The 18,449-nt window shown below is 71.6% G+C and carries 19 protein-coding genes; 12 read left to right on the forward strand and 7 right to left on the reverse strand.

What is annotated here, in order from left to right; all coding sequences use genetic code 11:
- Positions 1-46 precede the first annotated feature (46 nt).
- Entirely contained in the window at positions 47-1,012 is a 966-nt protein-coding gene (locus ACLJQZ_RS18255; RefSeq protein WP_410621169.1) for a helix-turn-helix transcriptional regulator, read from the forward strand.
- On the opposite strand, the gene ACLJQZ_RS18260 is transcribed toward ACLJQZ_RS18255, so the two are convergent.
- The gene (locus ACLJQZ_RS18260; protein ID WP_410621170.1) at positions 981-1,478 is read right to left on the reverse strand and encodes an SRPBCC family protein; all 498 of its coding nucleotides are present in this window, start codon (positions 1,476-1,478) and stop codon (positions 981-983) included. The two genes, ACLJQZ_RS18255 and ACLJQZ_RS18260, sit on opposite strands and share 32 nt — an antisense overlap.
- 1 nt (position 1,479) lies before the next feature.
- Complete coding sequence (locus ACLJQZ_RS18265) at positions 1,480-1,815, reverse strand: ArsR/SmtB family transcription factor (RefSeq protein ID WP_410621171.1); 336 nt, start codon at positions 1,813-1,815, stop codon at positions 1,480-1,482.
- 89 nt (positions 1,816-1,904) lie between these two features.
- On the opposite strand from ACLJQZ_RS18265, the gene ACLJQZ_RS18270 reads away from it, so the two are divergent.
- The 6 genes from ACLJQZ_RS18270 (at position 1,905) to ACLJQZ_RS18295 (ending at position 8,211) form a co-directional block, all read left to right on the forward strand.
- Positions 1,905-3,104 (forward strand): ROK family transcriptional regulator, encoded by a 1,200-nt coding sequence (locus ACLJQZ_RS18270; protein ID WP_410621199.1) that lies wholly within the window; start codon positions 1,905-1,907, stop codon positions 3,102-3,104.
- 263 nt (positions 3,105-3,367) lie between these two features.
- Positions 3,368-4,396, forward strand: a complete 1,029-nt coding sequence (locus tag ACLJQZ_RS18275) for an ABC transporter substrate-binding protein (RefSeq protein ID WP_410621172.1) — start codon at positions 3,368-3,370, stop codon at positions 4,394-4,396.
- Positions 4,393-5,166, forward strand: a complete 774-nt coding sequence (locus ACLJQZ_RS18280) for an ABC transporter ATP-binding protein (protein WP_410621173.1) — start codon at positions 4,393-4,395, stop codon at positions 5,164-5,166. The genes ACLJQZ_RS18275 and ACLJQZ_RS18280 overlap by 4 nt, the downstream gene beginning before the upstream one ends.
- Positions 5,163-6,005, forward strand: a complete 843-nt coding sequence (locus ACLJQZ_RS18285; RefSeq protein WP_410621174.1) for an ABC transporter permease — start codon at positions 5,163-5,165, stop codon at positions 6,003-6,005. The genes ACLJQZ_RS18280 and ACLJQZ_RS18285 overlap by 4 nt, the downstream gene beginning before the upstream one ends.
- Positions 6,002-7,315: an LLM class flavin-dependent oxidoreductase gene (locus tag ACLJQZ_RS18290; protein ID WP_410621175.1), complete on the forward strand. Its 1,314-nt coding sequence runs from the start codon at positions 6,002-6,004 to the stop codon at positions 7,313-7,315. Before ACLJQZ_RS18285 ends, ACLJQZ_RS18290 begins: the two co-directional genes overlap by 4 nt.
- On the forward strand, positions 7,312-8,211 hold the full coding sequence (locus ACLJQZ_RS18295; protein ID WP_410621176.1) for a TauD/TfdA dioxygenase family protein: 900 nt from the start codon (positions 7,312-7,314) through the stop codon (positions 8,209-8,211). Before ACLJQZ_RS18290 ends, ACLJQZ_RS18295 begins: the two co-directional genes overlap by 4 nt.
- Positions 8,212-8,267: 56 nt before the next feature.
- Here the strand turns inward: ACLJQZ_RS18295 and ACLJQZ_RS18300 are convergent, their stop codons facing one another.
- The gene (locus ACLJQZ_RS18300; protein ID WP_410621177.1) at positions 8,268-9,452 is read right to left on the reverse strand and encodes a M20 family metallopeptidase; all 1,185 of its coding nucleotides are present in this window, start codon (positions 9,450-9,452) and stop codon (positions 8,268-8,270) included.
- 115 nt (positions 9,453-9,567) lie between these two features.
- On the opposite strand from ACLJQZ_RS18300, the gene ACLJQZ_RS18305 reads away from it, so the two are divergent.
- From ACLJQZ_RS18305 to ACLJQZ_RS18320, 4 genes are all read left to right on the forward strand, one after another.
- Complete coding sequence (locus ACLJQZ_RS18305) at positions 9,568-10,656, forward strand: glutamate--cysteine ligase (protein ID WP_410621178.1); 1,089 nt, start codon at positions 9,568-9,570, stop codon at positions 10,654-10,656.
- Between the two features lie 54 nt (positions 10,657-10,710).
- Positions 10,711-11,577, forward strand: a complete 867-nt coding sequence (locus tag ACLJQZ_RS18310) for a GNAT family N-acetyltransferase (RefSeq protein WP_410621179.1) — start codon at positions 10,711-10,713, stop codon at positions 11,575-11,577.
- A gap of 82 nt (positions 11,578-11,659) precedes the next feature.
- Complete coding sequence (locus tag ACLJQZ_RS18315) at positions 11,660-11,968, forward strand: hypothetical protein (protein ID WP_410621180.1); 309 nt, start codon at positions 11,660-11,662, stop codon at positions 11,966-11,968.
- Complete coding sequence (locus tag ACLJQZ_RS18320; protein ID WP_410621181.1) at positions 11,965-13,278, forward strand: DUF4474 domain-containing protein; 1,314 nt, start codon at positions 11,965-11,967, stop codon at positions 13,276-13,278. Before ACLJQZ_RS18315 ends, ACLJQZ_RS18320 begins: the two co-directional genes overlap by 4 nt.
- A 10-nt stretch (positions 13,279-13,288) precedes the next feature.
- Here the strand turns inward: ACLJQZ_RS18320 and ACLJQZ_RS18325 are convergent, their stop codons facing one another.
- Genes ACLJQZ_RS18325 through ACLJQZ_RS18340 form a run of 4 tightly spaced genes read right to left on the reverse strand, consistent with a single transcriptional unit; the run spans position 13,289 to position 17,224 of the window.
- Positions 13,289-13,564: a hypothetical protein gene (locus ACLJQZ_RS18325; RefSeq protein ID WP_410621182.1), complete on the reverse strand. Its 276-nt coding sequence runs from the start codon at positions 13,562-13,564 to the stop codon at positions 13,289-13,291.
- A 9-nt stretch (positions 13,565-13,573) separates the two neighbouring features.
- Complete coding sequence (locus tag ACLJQZ_RS18330; protein WP_410621183.1) at positions 13,574-15,442, reverse strand: CheR family methyltransferase; 1,869 nt, start codon at positions 15,440-15,442, stop codon at positions 13,574-13,576.
- Positions 15,443-15,452: 10 nt separating this feature from the next.
- Positions 15,453-16,217: an ATP-binding protein gene (locus ACLJQZ_RS18335; RefSeq protein ID WP_410621184.1), complete on the reverse strand. Its 765-nt coding sequence runs from the start codon at positions 16,215-16,217 to the stop codon at positions 15,453-15,455.
- Positions 16,214-17,224: a chemotaxis protein CheB gene (locus ACLJQZ_RS18340; protein ID WP_410621185.1), complete on the reverse strand. Its 1,011-nt coding sequence runs from the start codon at positions 17,222-17,224 to the stop codon at positions 16,214-16,216. The genes ACLJQZ_RS18335 and ACLJQZ_RS18340 overlap by 4 nt, the downstream gene beginning before the upstream one ends.
- Positions 17,225-17,608: 384 nt before the next feature.
- Here ACLJQZ_RS18340 and ACLJQZ_RS18345 point away from each other — a divergent pair, with 384 nt between their 5' ends.
- Complete coding sequence (locus tag ACLJQZ_RS18345; protein WP_410621186.1) at positions 17,609-17,935, forward strand: hypothetical protein; 327 nt, start codon at positions 17,609-17,611, stop codon at positions 17,933-17,935.
- The last annotated feature ends 514 nt before the right edge of the window (positions 17,936-18,449 follow it).

The raw sequence follows: 18,449 nt of genomic DNA on the forward strand, positions 1-18,449 counted from the left end.
ACGATCGCGGAAGGGTTCCTTCCGCGATTCCTGGCATCCTCGAAGGATGTTGCAGACCTCCGCACGGCTCCTGCGGCTGCTGTCGCTGCTCGAAACGCGGCGCGACTGGACCGGCGCCGACCTGGCCGGCCGGCTCGGCGTCACCACGCGCACCGTCCGCACCGACGTCGGCAAGCTGCGCGACCTCGGCTACCCGGTCGAGGCCTCCCCCGGCGTCCAGGGCGGCTACCGGCTCGGCGCGGGCGCGCAGCTGCCGCCGTTGCTGCTGGACGACGACGAGGCCGTGGCGGTCGCGGTCGGGCTGCGGACCGCCGCGGGTGTCGCCGGGATCGAGGAGACGTCGGTCCGGGCGCTCGCGAAGCTCGAACAGGTGCTGCCGTCCCGGCTGCGGCACCGGGTGCACGCGCTGCAGGCCGCGACGGTCGCGGTGCCCGGCACCGGCCCGGCCGTCGACGCCGACGTGCTGAGCGTCATCGCGTCGGCGATCCGGGCCGGCGAGCGGCTGCGGTTCGACTACACCAGCCACGAGGGCGCGGAAAGCCGCCGCGACGTCGAGCCGCACCGCCTGGTCAGCTGGGGCCGGCGCTGGTACCTGGTCGCGTGGGACACCGGCCGCGGCGACTGGCGCACGTTCCGCGTCGACCGGCTGACCCCGCGGACGCCGAACGGGCCGCGGTCCACCCCGCGCGAGCCGCCGGAGGGTGACGTCGTGCGGTTCGTGCAGCGCAGCGCGGGCGCGGCGACCTGGCGCTACCACGCGAAAGTCCGGCTGCACGCTTCGGCCGAGCACGTGCGAGCCCGGCTGCCGCTGGCCGTCGACGTCACGGCCGAAGGGCCGGACCGGTGCGTCGCGGAGGTCGGGTCCGACCACGCGCCGATGCTCGCGCTGTACCTGGGCCTGCTCGAGGTGGACTTCGAGGTGCTGGACGCGCCGGAGCTCGCCCGGGAGCTGGCGAAGGCGGGCGAGCGGTTCCTGCGGGCTAGCGCAGCGAGTTCGCCAGCTCCTCGATGAGGTTCATCTGCTCCTGCATGCCGGCTTCCATGCCGGACTCGAGGATCATGTCCCGCAACGCCTTGCTCGTCGTCTGGGTCAGCAGGTGCACCACCGTGCGGTCGTCTTCGAGGGTGGAGAAGGTGACGGTGTCGACGGGCACGTCGGCGTCCGGCAGCGGATCCGCGCCCTCGAACATCTCGGTGAAGACGAGCTTCTCGTCCGGCACGATTTCGCGGTACTCGCCGTGGAAGGCGACCTCGAAGCCCGCGTTCGCCTTGATCACGTACCGCCAGCGGCCGCCGGGCCGCAGGTCCATCTCGACCTCGGTGGTCGTGCCGCGGTGCCCGGCCCACCAGCGCTTCACCAGCTCGGGCGTGGTCCACGCGCGGTAGACCAGGTGCTTCGGCGCGTCGAACTCGCGTGTGATCAGGATCTGTTCGTCGCTCGGCAGGGTGATCTTCGCACTGCTCGCCGTCTCCACCATGTCACTTCTCCTGTTCCTTGAGTTCTTCCAGGACGTCGTCCAGCAGCTCGAAGCGCTGCGACCACGTCCGTTCGTAGCGCTTGACCCAGTCGTGGATGGGTTTGAGCGCGGCGCCGTTGACCCGGTAGACGCGCTGGCGGCCTTCGTCGCGCACCTCCACCGCCCCCACCTCGCGCAGCACCCGCAGGTGTTTGGACACCTGCGGCTGCGCCAGGCCGAGCGCGCCGACGAGGTCGCCGACCGACCGTTCGCCGGCCATGAGCTCGTCGAGGATCTGCCGCCGCCGGGGTTCGGCGACCGCGTTGAAGGTGTCCGCCGTCGTCGCTGCTCGTGCCACGCGGCCATCATATGCCCATATGGGTATGCGTCAAGTCCTGCATCCTGGGCACGCTGGGCGCGCGCCGCGACGTCTGCCACGATCAGGCCATGACGGCGGGGGCCGACGGTCCACAGAGGACGGACGCGCGCGGCGCCCGGCGCAGTGCCAGCGCGAGCGCGGTCCTGCGGGCGGTCCTCGACGACGGGCCGATCGCGCGCAGCACCATCGCGCGGCGGACGGGACTGTCCGCGGCCGCCGTCACCGGGCACACGGCCGACCTCACCCGGCTCGGGCTGCTGCGCGAGCTGCCCGAGGCCGAACCGCGCCGGTCCGTCGGCCGGCCGCACGTGCCGGTCGGGCTCGACACCGGGCGCCACGTCGTCGGCGCGCTGCACCTGGCCGTGCACCACGCGACCGTCGCACTGCTCGACGTCCGCGGGAATGTGCTGGTACAGCACGAAGAACCGCACGACGGCCTGCCCGCGGAGGACCTGCTCGCGCGGGCCGCGGAGATCCTCGACGACCTGCTGCTCGGCCACGCGCCGGACCGCGAACCGCTCGGCCTGGGGTTCGCCACCGGCGGCTGGGTCGACCGCGACTCGGGCACCGTCGTCGACCACCCGCTGCTCGGCTGGCGCGACGTCCCGGTGCGCGACCTGCTGACGGCGTCGACCGGGCTCACCGTGGCGATCGACGGCCACGCGCGCTCCCTGGTGCACGCCGAACAGCTCTTCGGGCACCCGCGGGCGCGGGACAGCGTGGTGCAGCTGTTCACCGGCAACGTCGTCGACGCGGCGTTCGCCACCGGCGCCGTGGTGCACCACGGCCCGCGTTCGGCGGCGGGCGCGGTCGCGCACCTGCCGGTCGACGACAGCAGCGAACCGTGCCGCTGCGGGCGCACGGGCTGTTTGGAGGCGACCGTTTCGGAAGCGACGCTGGCGCGCAACGCCGGCGTTTCCTTTCCGGAACTGCTCGCGCTCGCGACGGCCGGGGAAACCGCGGCGGTGCGGTTGTTCCAGGACCGCGCGCGGCTGATCGGCCAAGCCGTGGCCCTGCTGCTCGACGTGCTGAACCCGGCCGTGCTCGTGCTGGTCGACCGGAGTGTAGCCCAGGTACCCGGCTGCCTTCCCGCCATCCGGGACGAGGTCCGCGCGCGCTCGCGGACCTGCGCCGATCCCGAGGAAACCGTTGTGGCAACGAGCTTCCCGGGCACGGAACTGGCGATGGCCGGCGGCGCGGTGCTGCTCGACATCCTCTACGACGACCCGCTAGGTCCGCTCCTCACGCACCTTTCGCACGCCTCCTGACCACCTGGAGTGGCCAACACAGCAACCGGAGCGGCCAACACAGCGACGGGAACGGCCAACACGCCGACGACCACCGCGTGTTGGCCGCTCCGGGCGTTGTGTTGGCCGTTCCCGTTGTGAACCGCGGTAGTTAATTCAGAAACTCGCAAAGTTGACCGTGCTCGCGACGGCTGCGAACAATGGTGGCATCCCCACCGGCGAACCCGCCGGCCGCATCGGCCGGTGGTCGCGTCGTGCCGACTCCCGAGCCGAAAGAGCCCACCGTGAAGAAAACTCTGCCCGCCCTCCTCGCCGCCGGCCTGGTCGCGGCGCTGCTGTCCGGGTGCGCGTCGGCGACGGCCACCGGCGCGCCCGGGCAACCCGAAAAGCTCGAACTCCGCTACCAGGGCAGCGCGAACTCCGTGACCCTGCCCGAACTCGCCGAGGACCTGGGCTACCTCGGCCCGGTCAAGCTCAAGTGGGTCGGCAACACGATCAGCGGCCCGCAGGACATCCAGTCCGCGGCCACCGACCAGACCGACTTCGGCGGCGCCTTCACCGGCGCGGTCGTCAAGCTCGTCGAGGCCGGGGCGCCGGTCAAGGCGGTCGTCAACTACTACGGCTCCGACGAAAAGTCCTTCCTCGGCTTCTACGCCAAGGCCGACAGTCCGATCCGGACCGCCCGCGACCTGATCGGCAAGAAGGTCGGCGTCAACACCGCGGGCGCCAACCTCGAAGCCGTCCTCGACCTCTGGCTGCAGCGCCAAGGCCTGTCCGACGACGACGTCAAGCAGGTGCAGCTGGTCGTCATCCCGCCGGTCAACGCCGAGCAGGCGCTGCGCAACGGCCAGCTCGACGTCGCCGCGCTGCAGGGCATCCTGCAGGACCACGCCGTCGCGGCCGGCGGGGTGCGGCCGCTGTTCAGCGACGTCCAGGCGTTCGGGGCCTACAACGGCGGCCCGTACGTGCTGCGCACCGACTTCATCAAGAAGTACCCGGAGACCACGAAGGTCTTCGTCTCCGCCGTGGCGCGCGCGATCGAGTGGGAACGGACCACACCACGGGACCAGGTGATCGCCCGGTTCACCAAGATCATCCAGGGGCGCGGCCGCAACGAGAACATGAACACGTTGCAGTACTGGAAGAGCGTCGGCGTCACCCGCGGCGGCCTGATCTCCGACCAGGACTACACGCTCTGGTCGCCGTGGCTGAAGCAGCAGGGCCTCATCAAGGGCGACGCTCTGGACACCGGAAAGCTCTACACCAACGAGTTCAACCCCTACCGCGACGGCGCCCCGGCGGTGTCCAAGTGATCGCGATCCGCGCGGTGACCAAGACGTTCGACGCGCTGACCGCGCTCGACGACGTCTCCCTCGACATCGCCGACGGCACGTTCCTGTCCCTGGTCGGGCCGAGCGGCTCCGGCAAGTCGACGCTGCTCGACCTGCTCGGCGGGCTCACCACCCCGACGTCCGGCGAGATCCGCATCGACGGCGAGCCGGTGCGCGGGCCCGGCCTCGACCGCGGTGTCGTCTTCCAGCAGTACGCGCTGTTCCCGTGGCGCACCGCTCGTGCCAACGTCGAGTTCGGCCTCGAAGGCGGCTCGCTCGGCAAACGGCAGCGGGCCGAGCGGGCGCGCGAATACCTCGCCCTGGTCGGGCTTTCCGGCTTTGAGGACCGCTATCCGCACGAGCTGTCCGGCGGGATGAAGCAGCGCGTCGCGATCGCGCGCAGCCTCGCCTACGACCCGGCGGTGCTGCTGATGGACGAGCCGTTCGCCGCCCTCGACGCCCAGACGCGCGAGCAGCTGCAGGACGAGCTGCTGCGGATCTGGCGCCGCACCGGCAAGACGATCGTGTTCATCACCCACGGCATCGACGAGGCCGTCTACCTCGGCCAGCGGGTCGCGGTGCTGACGTCCCGGCCCGGGCGGCTCAAGGCCGTCGTCGACGTCGACCTCGGGGATCGCGGCGGTGACGTCCGGTCGTCGCCCGAGTTCGGGCGGCAGCGCCACCGGCTGTGGGAGCTGCTGCACGACGAGGTCCGCAAGGCCGCCGAGACCGAACGGAGTGCCGTCGGATGACGACCACCCTCGACGCACCCACTGTCCACACCGGACCGCCGGCCGCAGCGGCCCGGCCGCGGCGGTTCACGAAGAGACTGACCCGGGCGGTGCACGGTTCGGCGGCCGTGGTCCTGTTCGTGGCGCTCTGGGAGCTGCTCCCCCGGTTCGTCCTCGACGAGAGCACCCGGACGTTCCTGCCGCCACTGTCGGAAGACCTGCAGGCGCTGTGGGAGCTGACCCTCGACGGCCAGCTCGCCGACCACCTGGTGGCCAGCATCGGCCGGTCCGCCGCCGGGTTCGCGATCGCCGTCGCCGTGGCGGTCCCGCTCGGGCTGCTGATCGGCTGGTACCGGCCGGTGGCGCGGTTCCTGCAGCCGTTGCTGGAGCTGGCCCGCAACACCGCCGCGCTCGCGCTGCTGCCGGTGTTCACGCTGCTGCTCGGCATCGGCGAGCTGTCGAAGGTCACGCTGGTGGTCTACGCCTGCGTGTGGCCGGTGCTGCTCAACACGATCGCCGGTGTCAACACCGTGGACCCGTTGCTGGTCAAGGCGGCCCGGTCGCTGGGGCTGTCCAGCCCGCGGCTGTTCCGGAAGGTGATCCTGCCCTCGGCGGTGCCGACGGTGTTCACCGGCATCCGGATGGCGGCGTCGTACTCGATCCTGGTGCTGGTGGCCGCGGAGATGGTCGGCGCGAAGGCCGGGCTCGGCTACCTGATCAACACCAGCCAGGTGAACTTCCAGATTCCCCAGATGTACGCCGGGATCATCGCGGTCTCGGTGCTCGGAGTGCTCGTGAACCAGGGTTTCGTCGTCCTCGAACGGCGGTTCTCGACCTGGCGTCCCAAGGAGAAGCCATGATGCACCTCAACGCGTTCGTGATGCCCAACGGCCACCACGAAGCCGCCTGGCGGCACCCCACGACCGACCCGCGCCGGGCCCGGACGCTGCAGCACTACGTCGACATCGCCCGGACGGCCGAGCGCGGCAAGCTCGACTCGCTGTTCCTCGCCGACGGCGTCGCGTTGTGGGGCAACGTGAAGCACAACTCGCACAGCCACTTCGAGCCGCTCACGCTGCTGTCGGCGCTCGCCGCGTCCACAGTCCACATCGGACTGATCGCGACGGCGTCGACCACCTACAACGAGCCTTACCACCTGGCCCGGAAGTTCGCCTCGCTCGACCACCTCTCCGGCGGCCGCGCGGGCTGGAACATCGTGACGTCGGCGGGTATCGACGAGGCCCGCAACTTCAACCTGGCCAAGCGCCCGTCGCACTCCTCCCGCTACGAGCGTGCGGACGAGTTCATCCAGGTCGTCAAGAAGCTCTGGGACAGCTGGGAAGACGACGCCGCGCTGGTCGACCGGGAGACCGGCGTCTACGCCGACACCGACCGGATCCGGCCGATCGCGCACGACGGCCCGCACTTCCAGGTCCGCGGCCCGCTGAACATCGAACGGCCACCTCAAGGCCACCCGCTGCTCGTGCAGGCCGGGTCGTCCGAGACCGGCAAGGAGTACGCGGCGCGGCACGCCGAGGCCGTGTTCACCGCGCAACAGACGTTCGCCGAGGGCAAGGCCTTCTACGACGACGTCAAGGGCCGGCTGGCCAAGTACGGCCGGACGCCGGACGAGATCAAGATCCTGCCGGGCATCTCGCCGATCCTCGGGCGCACCGAAGCCGAGGCGCGCCGGCGCGAAGCCGAGCTGAACGCGCTGATCACGCCGGAGTACGGGCTGCGGCAGCTGTCGAAGATGCTCGACCACGACCTCACCGGCTACCCGCTCGACGGCCCACTGCCGGAGGTCGGCAGCTTCACCGAAGGCGGCCAGAGCCGGTTCGAGCTGGTCGTCGGCCTGGCCCGGCGCGAGGACCTGACCATCCGGCAGCTCCTCGAACGGCTGGCCGGCGGGCGCGGGCACCGCGTCTTCGCCGGGACGCCCGTCCAGGTCGCCGACGAGCTGGAGGCCTGGTTCACCGGCGGCGCGGCCGACGGCTTCAACATCATGCCGCCGACCCTGCCCGGCGGGCTCGACGACTTCGTCGACCTCGTCGTCCCGGAACTGCAGCGGCGCGGGCTGTTCCGCACCGCTTACACCGGATCCACCCTGCGCGAGCACTACGGCCTCGCGCGTCCCGTCAACCGCAACCGAGTGAAGGAGCCCGCATGACCACGATCGGCACCGACGTCCGCAAGCTCACCGGGAGGATCGGCGCCGAGATCATCGGCTTCGACCCCGCTGCCGGCGACCTCGACGCCAGCCAGATCGCCTTCCTGACCGACGCTCTGCACGAGCACAAGGCGCTGGTGTTCCGCAACGTCGAACTCGACGACGAGGGCCAGCAGCGCTTCGCCGCCCGTTTCGGCGAGCTGACCAAGGCCCACCCGACCGTGCCCGCGGTCGACGGCGCCCCGACGATCCTGCCGGTGGACAGCGAGCAGGGCCGCGCCAACCACTGGCACACCGACGTCACCTTCGTGCTCAACCCGCCGAAGGCCAGCACCCTGCGCAGTCTCGTGGTGCCGCCCTACGGCGGGGAGACGCTGATCGCGAACGCCGGCGCGGCCTACCGCGACCTGCCGGAACCGCTGCGGGCGTTCGCGGACACGCTGCGCGCGGAGCACACCAACGACTACGACTACGTCCGGCCGCCGGAGACGCTCGACGAGAAGGAGCAGGCCCGGCGCGCGCAGTTCGTCTCACGCAAGTACCGGACCCTGCACCCGGTGGTGCGGGTGCACCCGGCGACCGGCGAGCGCGGCCTGTTCATCGGCGGGTTCGCGCAGCGGATCGCGGGCCTGTCGGTCGGCGAGTCCCGGGACCTGCTGCGGCTGCTGCAGTCCTACGTCACGCGGCCGGAGAACATCGTGCGCGTGGCGTGGGAGCCGAACCAGCTGGTGCTGTTCGACAACCGGATCACCCAGCACTACGCGATCGACAACTACGACGGCCTCCCCCGCCGCCTCAACCGCGTCACCGTGGCGGGCGACATCCCGGCGGGCATCGACGGCGCGCCGAGCGAGTCCCTCGAAGGCGACGCTTCGCACTACACCTCGGTGGCGTAGGTCCGTGAAGGACTCCTTCCCGGACATAAGAGCCGGGAAGGAGTCCTTCACGGCTTTCAGAACCCGTTCTCCTGGGCCCGGAAGTAGTCCCACGCCCGGCTGACGAGCGACGGGTGCGTCCGCAGGTCGATCGCCGTGCGGGCCAGCGCGGCCGCCGACGCCAGCATCGCCGAACGGCCGCGGGGGCTCGCCGCCGCTTCCGCGAACTCGCGGGTGTGGTCCGGGTACTCCGCGGCCGCGATCGCCACGAACGGGTGGATCGCCGGGACGCGGAGGCTGACGTCGCCGATGTCCGACGACCCGAGGTACACCCCCGGCTCGGGCGGCCCGGCGTGGATGCCGCACGCGGCGAGGTGCTCGGTGAACCGCTCGGACAGCACCGGGTTGTCGCGGAAGTGGGAGTAGCCGCGGCCGAGGCGTTCGACGTCCACCTTCGCCCCGGTCGCCAGAGCCGCGCCCTGCGCGCACGTCGAGACGTCCTCGACCAGCTGGTCGAGGGCCGCCGCGGTGAGCGCGCGGAGGCCGAAGCGGCCTTCGGCGCGGTCGGGCACGACGGTGGTCGCTTCGCCGCCGTCGGTGATGATGCCCTGGACGTGCGAGCACGCGGGCAGCCGCTGACGCAAGGCCGCCAGCGCGCCGAACGCCTGGATCAGCGCGGCCAGCGCGTCGACGCCGTGTTCGGGGTCGGCGGTCGGGTGCGCGGCGCGGCCGTGGAAGGTCAGCTTCAGCTCGACCCGCGCGGTCAGCGGCGCCCACGACCAGGAGTGCACTCCGGGGTGGACCATCAGGACGGCGTCGACGTCGTCGAAGATCCCCGCCTCGGCGAGCGCCTGCTTGCCCCCGCCGCTCTCCTCGGCCGGCGCGCCGACCGCGAGCAGCGAGCCGCGGCTGTCGCCGAGCACGTCCTTGGCGGCCAGCGCGGCCCCGAGCCCGGCCGCGGCGACCAGGTTGTGCCCGGAGGCGTGCCCGAGGCCGGGCACCGCGTCGTACTCCAGCAGCAGCGCCACGCACGGCCGGCCGGTGCCGGCGCGCGCGACGAACGCCGTGGGCATCCCGGCGGTGCCGGTCTCGACCTCGAAGCCGTCCGCGGCCAGTTCGCCGGTCAGCAGCTCGGCCGCGGCATGCTCCTCGAAGGACGGTTCGGGCCGCGCGTGCAGGGCGGTCGCCACCCGCCACAACCGTTCGTCCAGACGCTCGACCCGTTCGTCCGCCTGCTCGTGAAGCTCTTCGTGCCACTCCATGTCACCGGAATACCCCGAGTGCGCGCGGTCACACAAGCGTAGTCGGGCCGTCACCCGGTTTGCGGCATACCGCGTCCGGGTATCCCGCAGGTTCCCCAACCCCAGGAGAACCCCGGTGACAGACCAGGTACTGACCTTCGGCGTCGAAGAGGAGTTCTTCGTCGTCGACCGCCGAGGAATGCTTTCGCACGCCGGCGACGACGTCGTCGACGCGGCGGAAGCGGCCGGCGGCGACCAGGGCGAGCTGCAGCACGAGCTCACCCGGACCCAGGCCGAGGCCGCCACCGACATCTGCCGCACCCATTCCGGTGCCCTGAGCCAGCTGCGCGGGCTGCGGGCCGATCTCGCCGGCGCGGCGGCCAAGCGCGGCCTGCGGGTGCTGCCCAGCGGCTGCGCGCCACTGTCCGAAGTGGAAGCACCGATCATCACGCCCACCCCGCGCTACGAGCAGATGGCCGAGCACTTCGGCGCCACCGCGCGGACCGCGCTCACCTGCGGCTGCCACGTGCACGTCGCGATCCCGGACAAGGAAACCGGGATCCAGGTGCTGAACCGGGTGCGGCCGTGGCTGCCGGCGCTGCTCACCCTGACCGCCAACTCGCCGATCACCGACGGCTACGACACCGGTTACCACAGCTGGCGCTACCAGCAGTGGAGCCGCTGGCCCTCGGCCGGCCCGCCGCCGAAGTTCGCCTCGCTCGACGAGTACGAGAGCGTCGTCGACGCGTGGCTGCGCGCGGGCTCGATCCTCGACCGCGGGATGGTCTACTGGGACGTCCGGCTCTCGGAAAACCAGCCGACGCTGGAGTTCCGCATCGCCGACGTCGCCGCGACGCCGGAGGAGGCGGTGCTGCTGGCCGTGCTGGCGCGCGGCCTGGTCGCCACCGCGCTGGACGACAGCACTCCCCCGCCGGACCTGCCCAACGAGGTGCTGCGCGGCCAGCTCTGGCGGGCCTCGCGCGACGGCGTCACCGGCCGCTGCCCGCACCCGCGCACCGGCGACCTCGTGCCCGCCTCGGCGGTGCTCGACGACCTGATCGCGCTGACGAGTCCCGCGCTCGAAGCCGCGGGCGACCGCGAGTTCGCCTGGGAAGGGACGGCGCGCCTGATCGCCGGCGAAGGCGGCGCCGATCGGCAGCGGGAAGCCTTCGCGAAGCGGCAACGCGCCGGGGACGTCGTCGACCTCATGTCGGTGACGCTCTAGGACCGACCCGAAAACCGGGTGCGGGCCGCCGCGCGCTGGTGTGTGATCACGGGTATGGCGATCGTCGTGAGCACCCCCGGAACCGAAGGCCTGACCGAGGCCGTCGCCGTGCTGCGGCAGTGGCAGAGCGATGACGCGCCGCTGCAGCTGCACCCGGGAGACCTCGGCTGGAACTACCGGTTCGGTGCGGCGGAGACGGCCGCGGCGGTCCGGACCTGGACCCGCGACGGCCGGATCGTCGCCGTCGGGCTGCTCGACGGCCCCGGGCTCGTGCGGCTGACGATCGCGCCGGACGCGCGGCACGACGACGAGCTGGCGCGGCAGCTGGCCGAAGACGTGTCCACCCCGGAGCGCGGCGTCCTGCCCGCGGGGCCGGTGTCGGTCGAGGCACCGGACGGCGTGCTGCTCCGGGACGTGCTGGCCGGGGACGGCTGGCGGACCGACGAGCCCTGGACGCCGCTGCACCGCGATCTCACGGAGCCGGTGCCGGACCCGGGCCTGCGGATCGAGGTGGCCGGGCCGGCGGAGGCGGCGGTGTGGACCGCGGTCCTGCGGGCGTCGTTCGACCGGTCGAGCGCCACCGAGGACCGCTGGCACACGATGGCGGCCGGGTCGCCGTACGCCGACGCCCGGAGCCTGATCGGGTACGACGGCGAAGACAACGCGGTGGCGATCGTGACGGTGTGGTCGGCGGGTCCGGGCCGACCGGGGCTGCTCGAGCCGATGGGCGTGCACCGCGACCACCGGGGTCACGGCCACGGCCGGGCGATCACCGTCGCCGCGGCGGCCGCGCTCCGGGAGCTGGGCTCGTCGAGCGCGATCGTCTGCACCTCGAGCGCCAACGCCGCCGCGGTCGCCACCTACGCGTCGGCTGGCTTCCGGCCGCACCCCGAGCGGCTGGACCTGCGCCGGGACAATTAGGAACCACATGCCCGAACCGGACGTCTGACCGCGGCGTGGGTGTTACGTTTCCCGCGCGAAACGTCACGCGGGAGGATGTTCGGTGGGGTTCGAGGTCGATGTCGCGGACATCAGCAAGGCGGCGGCCAAGCTCGGCGCGGGGAAGCCGCCGTCGCTCGCGGCCGGCGGGTCGCCGAACGTCGGCGGCACGGAACGGGCCGCCGACTACGCGAGTGACTACGACGTCTGGCTGCTGACCCGGCAGGAAGACCTGCAGGCCGCGCAGCAGCAGGTCGAGAGCCTCGTCGAAAGCATCAAGAGCGCCGCGAAGAGCTACGACAGCACCGACGCCGACGCACGCGACGCCTTCCTGAAGGCCCTCGACAGCGGCTTCGAACGGATCGACCGATGACGTCGGTGTTCGACCGGATCCGCGGGCTCGCCGACCAGGTCGAGAAGGGCAGCACGACCGAGCTGGACAACCGGGCCCGCGCCTGCCGGACCACCAAGGAAGCGGTCAAGGACGCCAAGGCCCTGGTCGAGAGCGTCCGCGTGGAGCTGAGCCAGGGCTGGCACGGCGGGGCCGGCGAGGCGGCGCTCTCCTCGCTCGAGGACTTCAAGAAGAACCGCGACGAACAGGCCGAGGATCTTGAGGAGTCGGCGAAGTCGTTCGAGGTGGTCCGCGACGCGCTGGCGAAGGCGCAGCTGGAAGCGCGGAGCAAACGCGCGGACGCCGACGCGTTGCAGACGAAGCTCGACAACGTGTGGCACGGCCTCGGCAGCGGCACGGGCACCGTCGTGCTCGCCTGGGCGGAGGACAAGATCATCAAGGGGCGGGCCCTCGTCTTGCTGGCCGATATGCAGCGGGTGGTGACCACCTACGACGCGGTGCTGCTCGTCGAAGGCCTGAAGATCCGTAACAAAACGGGCCGGGTGTGGGAGCTCGCGGGCTCGGAGAAGCGGAACCCGGCCGAGATCGCCGCGATCATCCTCCGCGAGATCCCCGGCCTCGCCGCGCTGGTGGCGAAGAACCCGAAGCTCGACCTCGCCCTGCTGAGGGGCGACTGGGACACGATCATGCAGGACCCCGCGGTCGCGCGGAAGATCTACGACTACTTCGGCTTCGAGTACGTCGAGGACGGCGACTTCTACACCACCGGCGAGCATTCCGTGCAGAGCTACCTGGGCTGGCACGACCTCTACGACAAGATGGAACAGCTCATCGGCGCGGACCTCGACCGCACCAGCGCCCAGGGCGACAACATGGAGTTCACCGATCCCGAAACCGGGAAGCAGTACCGCCTGGAACTGTGGAAGGGCGGCTACGGCTTCGGCAGCGCGTTCGGCGGCGAAGTCGGGTTCTACACCAGCGACGCCGGGGACGACTCCGGCTACTTCTCCGCCGCGCAGGGCGACGACCAGATCAAGGTGACCCAGCAGATCTACGACAAGGAAAGCGGCGAGGTCTACTTCACCAACGACGGCCAGGGCGCCGACGGCACCGACAAACGGCACTTCTGGAACCTGGCGATCCGCACCGACCCGGACGTGCACCCCGACCAGCTGGGCCAGCGCGCCACGATCGAGGTGCACGACGTCGGGATGCGCGACCGGATGTACGACGAGATGACGCGCTACGCCACCGCGCACCCCGAAGAGCACCTGACCGTCACGAAGGGGTCCGACGACCCGCCGGTCCTCAGCTACGACTGGCGGAAGTGACCGGCACCGCTCACACCGCGGACACCGGCTTGAACTCCCAGGGCCCGTCGTCGTCCCGGTCGTCCCGGTCGGCCCGGCCGCGGGGCCGGACGTCGTGGTCGGCGAGCCCGCCGTACACCTCGGCGACGTCGATCAGCCCGGCGACCTCGTCGGCGACGTGCTGCCCGTGCCGCTCCTCGATGCCTTCGAGCCCCGCCCGCAACGCCGCGGTCGCCGCGCTGCGGGCCGTGGCCAGCAGCGTGCGGGCCAGCTCCGCCGGGGTACCGGCGCGTCGCGACTCGTTCATGGCCACAGACTAGGCGGAGCCGCCGGAGCCCGGGCGGGTTTCCTCCATCATCAGCAACGCGCCGTGGCTGCGCCCGTCGGCCCCGCGCAGGGCGCTGCACATCAGCCGGACGACGACCCCGCGGCCGCGGCGGTTGATCGCGTCCAGGGTCAGCTCGGCCTGCGACTCGGCGTCGGCCAGCGCGTCGCGGACCACGGGGCGCAGCTCGGCGAGCGGCAGGCCGATGTCGAGGTTGAGCAGGTGGGTGCCTTCGGCTTCTTCCCGGCGGACGCCCCAGAGCTCCTCGGCGCCGCGGTTCCAGGCCTTGATCCGCATCTCGGTGTCGATCACGACGATCCCGGCCTGGACCGAGGTCAGCACCGACTCCAGGAAGTCGTTCAGGTCGTCGAGCTCGACGCCGCGGTCACGCAGGGCGTCGTTGATCGTCTGCAGCTCGTCGTTGGTGGAGTGCAGTTCCTCGTTCATGGTTTCGAGCTCTTCGTTGGTGGACTGGAGCTCCTCGTTGGTCGTCTCCAGCTCCTCCACTGTGGACTGAAGCTCTTCGTTCGTGGTCTCCAGCTCTTCGTTGGTCGACTGGAGCTCTTCGTAGGCCGTCTCGAGCTGCCGGTTCGCGTGCTCGAGCTCGGTGAGCAGCAACCGCGCCCAGCTGACGTCGTGGAACACCACGGACACCCCGAGCAGGCTCTTCTCCTTGCCCAGCAACGGGTTGACGTGCACCTCGTACCACACCACGTCGCCGGCGCGGCGCCATTCGACGTCCTTGATGCGCAGCGACCGGCGCTCGAGCCGGGCCTGCTCGACGTACGGGCGCAGGGCGACCGGGCGGTAGGAGACGTCGAGGTCCCACAGCTTGCGGCCGATGTCGCGTTCGGACAGTCCGAACGCCAGCTCCGCCTGCTGGTTGATCAGCGCCGTGACCTCGTCGCCGGTCACCACGATCTGGGCGACGGGGCTGGCCGAGAAAGCGTGTTCACGCAGCTGGTCCAGGCCCGAGACGTCGGCCGGGCGCCGCGCCGGGTAGCCGTAGGTGACGAAGCGGTTGTAGCCGACGGGTGAGTTGGCCACCTTGCGGAACACCCGCCGCTTGAGGTCGAGCGGCTCGAAGATGCGGCCGTGGCTGAGCAGCATCTCGGCCTTGCCCAGGAACATCATGCCGCGCGGGGCGAGCGCGAAGTGGAACCGCTCGAGGATCTTCGTCTGGGTGTCCGCGTTGAAGTACATCAAGGTGTTGCGGCACACCAGCAGGTCGATCCGCGAGATCGGGGCGTCCTGCACGAGGTCGTTGCGGCCGAAGATGACCGAGCGGCGCAGATCCTTGCGGAAGCTGTACCGGCTGCCGTACTGCTCGAAGTACTCCTCGACCTTGTCCTCGGGCACCCCTTCGAGCTCGGCCGGGGTGTAGGTCGCCTGCCGCGCCTGGGCGAGCGCCTCTTCGTCGACGTCGGTCGCGTAGATCTTGACCCGCTGGCGGAAGGCGTCGACGCCGATCGCCTCGGCGAACGCGATCGCGAGGCTGTAGGCCTCCTGACCGGCCGCGCAGCCCGCGCTCCAGACGCGGATCGGCTCTTCCGGGCTGCGTTCGGCCAGCAGCGCGGGGATCACCTGCTCGCGCAGGTAGTCCCAGGCGTCCGGGTCACGGAAGAACCCGGTGACGTTGATGAGGATCGTGTTGAACAGCGCGACGAACTCGTCCGCGTTCACCTGCAGCTGGTCGATGTAGTCGGCGAAGTTCGCGGCCCCGACCTGGCTCATCCGCCGCTGGACGCGCCGCATCAGGCTGGTGCGCTTGTAGCCGGTGAAGTCGAACCCGCGGGACTCCTTCAGGTAGCTGAGCACCGACTCGAACTCGCGGTCGGCTTCCGGCCCGGGATCCGTCACCGGGGGTACGTTACCCGGCCCGGTTTCCGGGGCGGCCGCGCCTGGTCAGCACCGCCCAGACCACCTTGCCGCCCGACCAGGACCGGCTGCAGCCCCACACCCGGGCGACCTGCGCCACCAGCTGCAGCCCGAGACCGGCGTCCCCGGGACCGAGCCGCTCGTGGCGCACGGCCGGACGCGGATCGTCGTCGCCGACCGAGACGGTGAAGATGCCGCGCCGCAGTTCCAGGCGCAGCCGCGGCGCGGAGATCGTGTGCCGGATCGTGTTCTCGACGAACTCGGTCGCGATGAGCTGCGCGTCCTCTTCGTGCGCCGGCACGCCCCACTCCGCGCAGACGCGGGCGACGAAGTGCCGGGCCAGCGCCGACGCGCCGGTCGAGGGCGCGAGCAGCTGCACCGCGCGGCGGCGCGCCGGGTTGTCCCGTTCCCGCTCGGCCGTGGCGAGGTCGGCGTGGACCGCGACGAACCGGTCGATCGACCGGTCGGCCAGCAGGGCCAGGTGCTCCGGCCGCGCCGAGACGAGCGCGAAGGGGATGCCGGGCCAGTCGCTGATCCGCATGGCCACGACGGAGAAGACGCTCGCCAGCGTGCCGTCGTCGATGCGGAGGCCCTGGATATCGGCGACCACGCTGTCGGGGGCGTCCGTGGCGATCTTGAGCAGGCCGTCGCGCAGGTCGGGATAGGTGTCGAGGCTGAGCACCCCGGTCACCGTCACGACGGTCGACCCCGCGCGGGCGTCCGGCACCAGAGTCACGGCCGCGCGGTCGGTGGTCACGGCGTGGACCCGGTCTCCGGGTGACGGGCGATGAGGAACCTCCGGAGGGTTTCGGCGGCTGTCGTGCATTCGTGCACGGTGGTGTCGTAGCGGCCGGTCAGGCCGGCGAGGCCGCGGTGGCTGGTGTCGCGCTGCATGCGCCGGGCCAGCGCGGCCTTTTCGTCGAGGGAGCGCAACGCCGTCCACAACGCCCGCTCGAACTCGGCGTCGTGGGCGCTGAGCAGGGCTTCGGCCGACCACGCGTGCCCGATGCGGCAGCGGTACTGCCCGTGCGGCTGGCTGATCTCGAGCAACGTGCCCTGGCAGTCCGGGCAGCTGTAGCCCGAGGCCGGGGTCCCTTCGCCGGGGACGACCGCGTCCAGCCGGACGCCGTCGCGCGCGATCCGGTCCTCCAGCAGCAGCGCCGGCGACGGCGGGTCCACCGCGACCGCGTCCACCGGGGTCCGCACCAGCTTGTCCAGCACCTTGCCGAGCACTCCGGCCGGGTAGACGTGCTCGGTCGGCGTCCGCGCCAGCGCGTTCTCGGGCATGCCCGGGTAGAGCGCCTCCTCCGGATCCTGGACCATCGCCAGGCCGCCGCGCTCCACCACCGAGGCGAGACCGACGGAGCCGTCGTCGAGCGCGCCGGAGAGCACGACGCCGATCGCCGCGGCGCCGGCGGCGACCGCCGCGGACCGGAGCGTGGCGTTGATGGCGGGCCGGTGGCCGTTCTCGGTCGGGCCGCGGCTGAGCATCAGGGCGCCGTCGGCGATGAGCAGGTGCCGGTCGGGCGGGGCGACGTGGATGACGCCCTTGCTCAGCGGCCCGCCGTGCCGCGCGGGCACGGCGGACAGGGCGCCGGCGCGGCTCAGGATCTGGGGCAGGGCGCTCGACGCGCCGGGCGACAGGTGCATGACGGCCAGGATCGCCGCGGGGAAGTCCGCCGGCAGGGCTTGGACCAGGGTTCGGAGGGCCTCGACGCCGCCCGCGGAGGCGCCGATCACCACCACGTCACGCTGGAAGGGCACGACGACCACCTCCTCACTCCGTCACGGTAGCCGTATCGTCCGCTTCGGGTAACCGAGGCGGACGGTTCGTGACCGGGTACTGAGCCGCGGTCCGGCTTTCGCGTCCACTGTGGACGGCGCCTGCCGGAGGCCGGGCACGATTGCTCGCGCGCCGCTCGACGGCGCGCGGAGTGGTCGATCAAAAGGTTCCCCGGTGCGGGACGTGGTTAAACATCACTCGGCCGGGGAAGATCTTGGGGGACCGAGGGCCCGGACCCGCCAGGGGGCACCGTGAGTGAACGCCGATCCATCCGAAAGTGTAGTGGCCCCCGTACCCGCTCTTCCGGGAGTCTGGGTGGAATGTCAGACGGATCCGGACCCGACCGGCGGAGTACCGCCCCCACCGTGCGCTGGCGCGCGTCGATCGGCTTGGCCGTCGGCGCCGACGGCCCGGTGTCGAGCATCGTCGAGTCCGACCACGGCAGCGAAGGCTCCGCCCGCGAGTGGATCGAACGGAAGCTGCCCCGGACCCGCTTCCCCGCGTGGATCCCGGCGGCCCGCCGAGCGGACGGCGTCGAGCTGTTCGGCCGGGTGGCCCGCGGCCAGGTGGTGACAGGCCGCCTGCTGCCGACGTGGGAATCGGGCACGGCCACCGAAATCTGGCACGCGGACCGCACGGGCGACCAGGTCCAGTGGCGCCGCTGCACAACTCCGGCGGCCGAGGACAACTAGCGCTCCCGTCACCGTGTCGACCCTCCCGGTCGCCATGTTGGCCCCTCCGGTCACTGTGTTGGCCACTCCGGGCGCCGTGTTAGCCACTCCGGTCACCGCGTTGGCCACTCCGGTCACCATGTTGGCCACTCCGGTCACCATGTCGGCCACCCCGATCACCGCGTTGGCCGCTCCGGGCACCGTGTTAGCCGCTCCCGGTGGCCGTATTGGCCGCTCCGCCGCCATGTTGGCCACCCCGGTCACCTTGTCGGCCGCTCCCGGCGCCGTGTTGGCCACCGCGGTCACTGAGTTGGCCGCTCCCGTCCGTGTGTTGGCCGCTGCGGGCACCGTTTTGGCCGTTCCGGGACTGTTCCAAGATCGGTGTTTCCGGTCCGACACGCCGGGCCAAGGTCCGGCGGGATGGGCACTGTGAGTGATGACATCGGACCTTGTGAGTCCACGTAAGCGTGAGTCCAAGCCGGCGCGGGAGCAGTCGCCGGAGCAGGCCGCTGCGGCGGCGATGGTGGCCGAGGCG

It is taken from the genome of Amycolatopsis sp. cmx-8-4 (genome assembly GCF_046548675.1).
Lineage (GTDB): Bacteria > Actinomycetota > Actinomycetes > Mycobacteriales > Pseudonocardiaceae > Amycolatopsis.

What these genes read in the sequence shown, in the direction of transcription:
- ACLJQZ_RS18260 (WP_410621170.1), bottom strand. Translation starts at nt 1,478, where the DNA reads ATGGTGGAGACGGCGAGCAGTGCGAAGATCACCCTGCCGAGCGACGAA.
- ACLJQZ_RS18320 (WP_410621181.1), top strand. Translation starts at nt 11,965, where the DNA reads ATGACGTCGGTGTTCGACCGGATCCGCGGGCTCGCCGACCAGGTCGAG.
- ACLJQZ_RS18295 (WP_410621176.1), top strand. Translation starts at nt 7,312, where the DNA reads ATGACCACGATCGGCACCGACGTCCGCAAGCTCACCGGGAGGATCGGC.
- ACLJQZ_RS18270 (WP_410621199.1), top strand. Translation starts at nt 1,905, where the DNA reads ATGACGGCGGGGGCCGACGGTCCACAGAGGACGGACGCGCGCGGCGCC.
- ACLJQZ_RS18325 (WP_410621182.1), bottom strand. Translation starts at nt 13,564, where the DNA reads ATGAACGAGTCGCGACGCGCCGGTACCCCGGCGGAGCTGGCCCGCACG.
- ACLJQZ_RS18255 (WP_410621169.1), top strand. Translation starts at nt 47, where the DNA reads ATGTTGCAGACCTCCGCACGGCTCCTGCGGCTGCTGTCGCTGCTCGAA.
- ACLJQZ_RS18300 (WP_410621177.1), bottom strand. Translation starts at nt 9,452, where the DNA reads ATGGAGTGGCACGAAGAGCTTCACGAGCAGGCGGACGAACGGGTCGAG.
- ACLJQZ_RS18285 (WP_410621174.1), top strand. Translation starts at nt 5,163, where the DNA reads ATGACGACCACCCTCGACGCACCCACTGTCCACACCGGACCGCCGGCC.
- ACLJQZ_RS18290 (WP_410621175.1), top strand. Translation starts at nt 6,002, where the DNA reads ATGATGCACCTCAACGCGTTCGTGATGCCCAACGGCCACCACGAAGCC.
- ACLJQZ_RS18310 (WP_410621179.1), top strand. Translation starts at nt 10,711, where the DNA reads ATGGCGATCGTCGTGAGCACCCCCGGAACCGAAGGCCTGACCGAGGCC.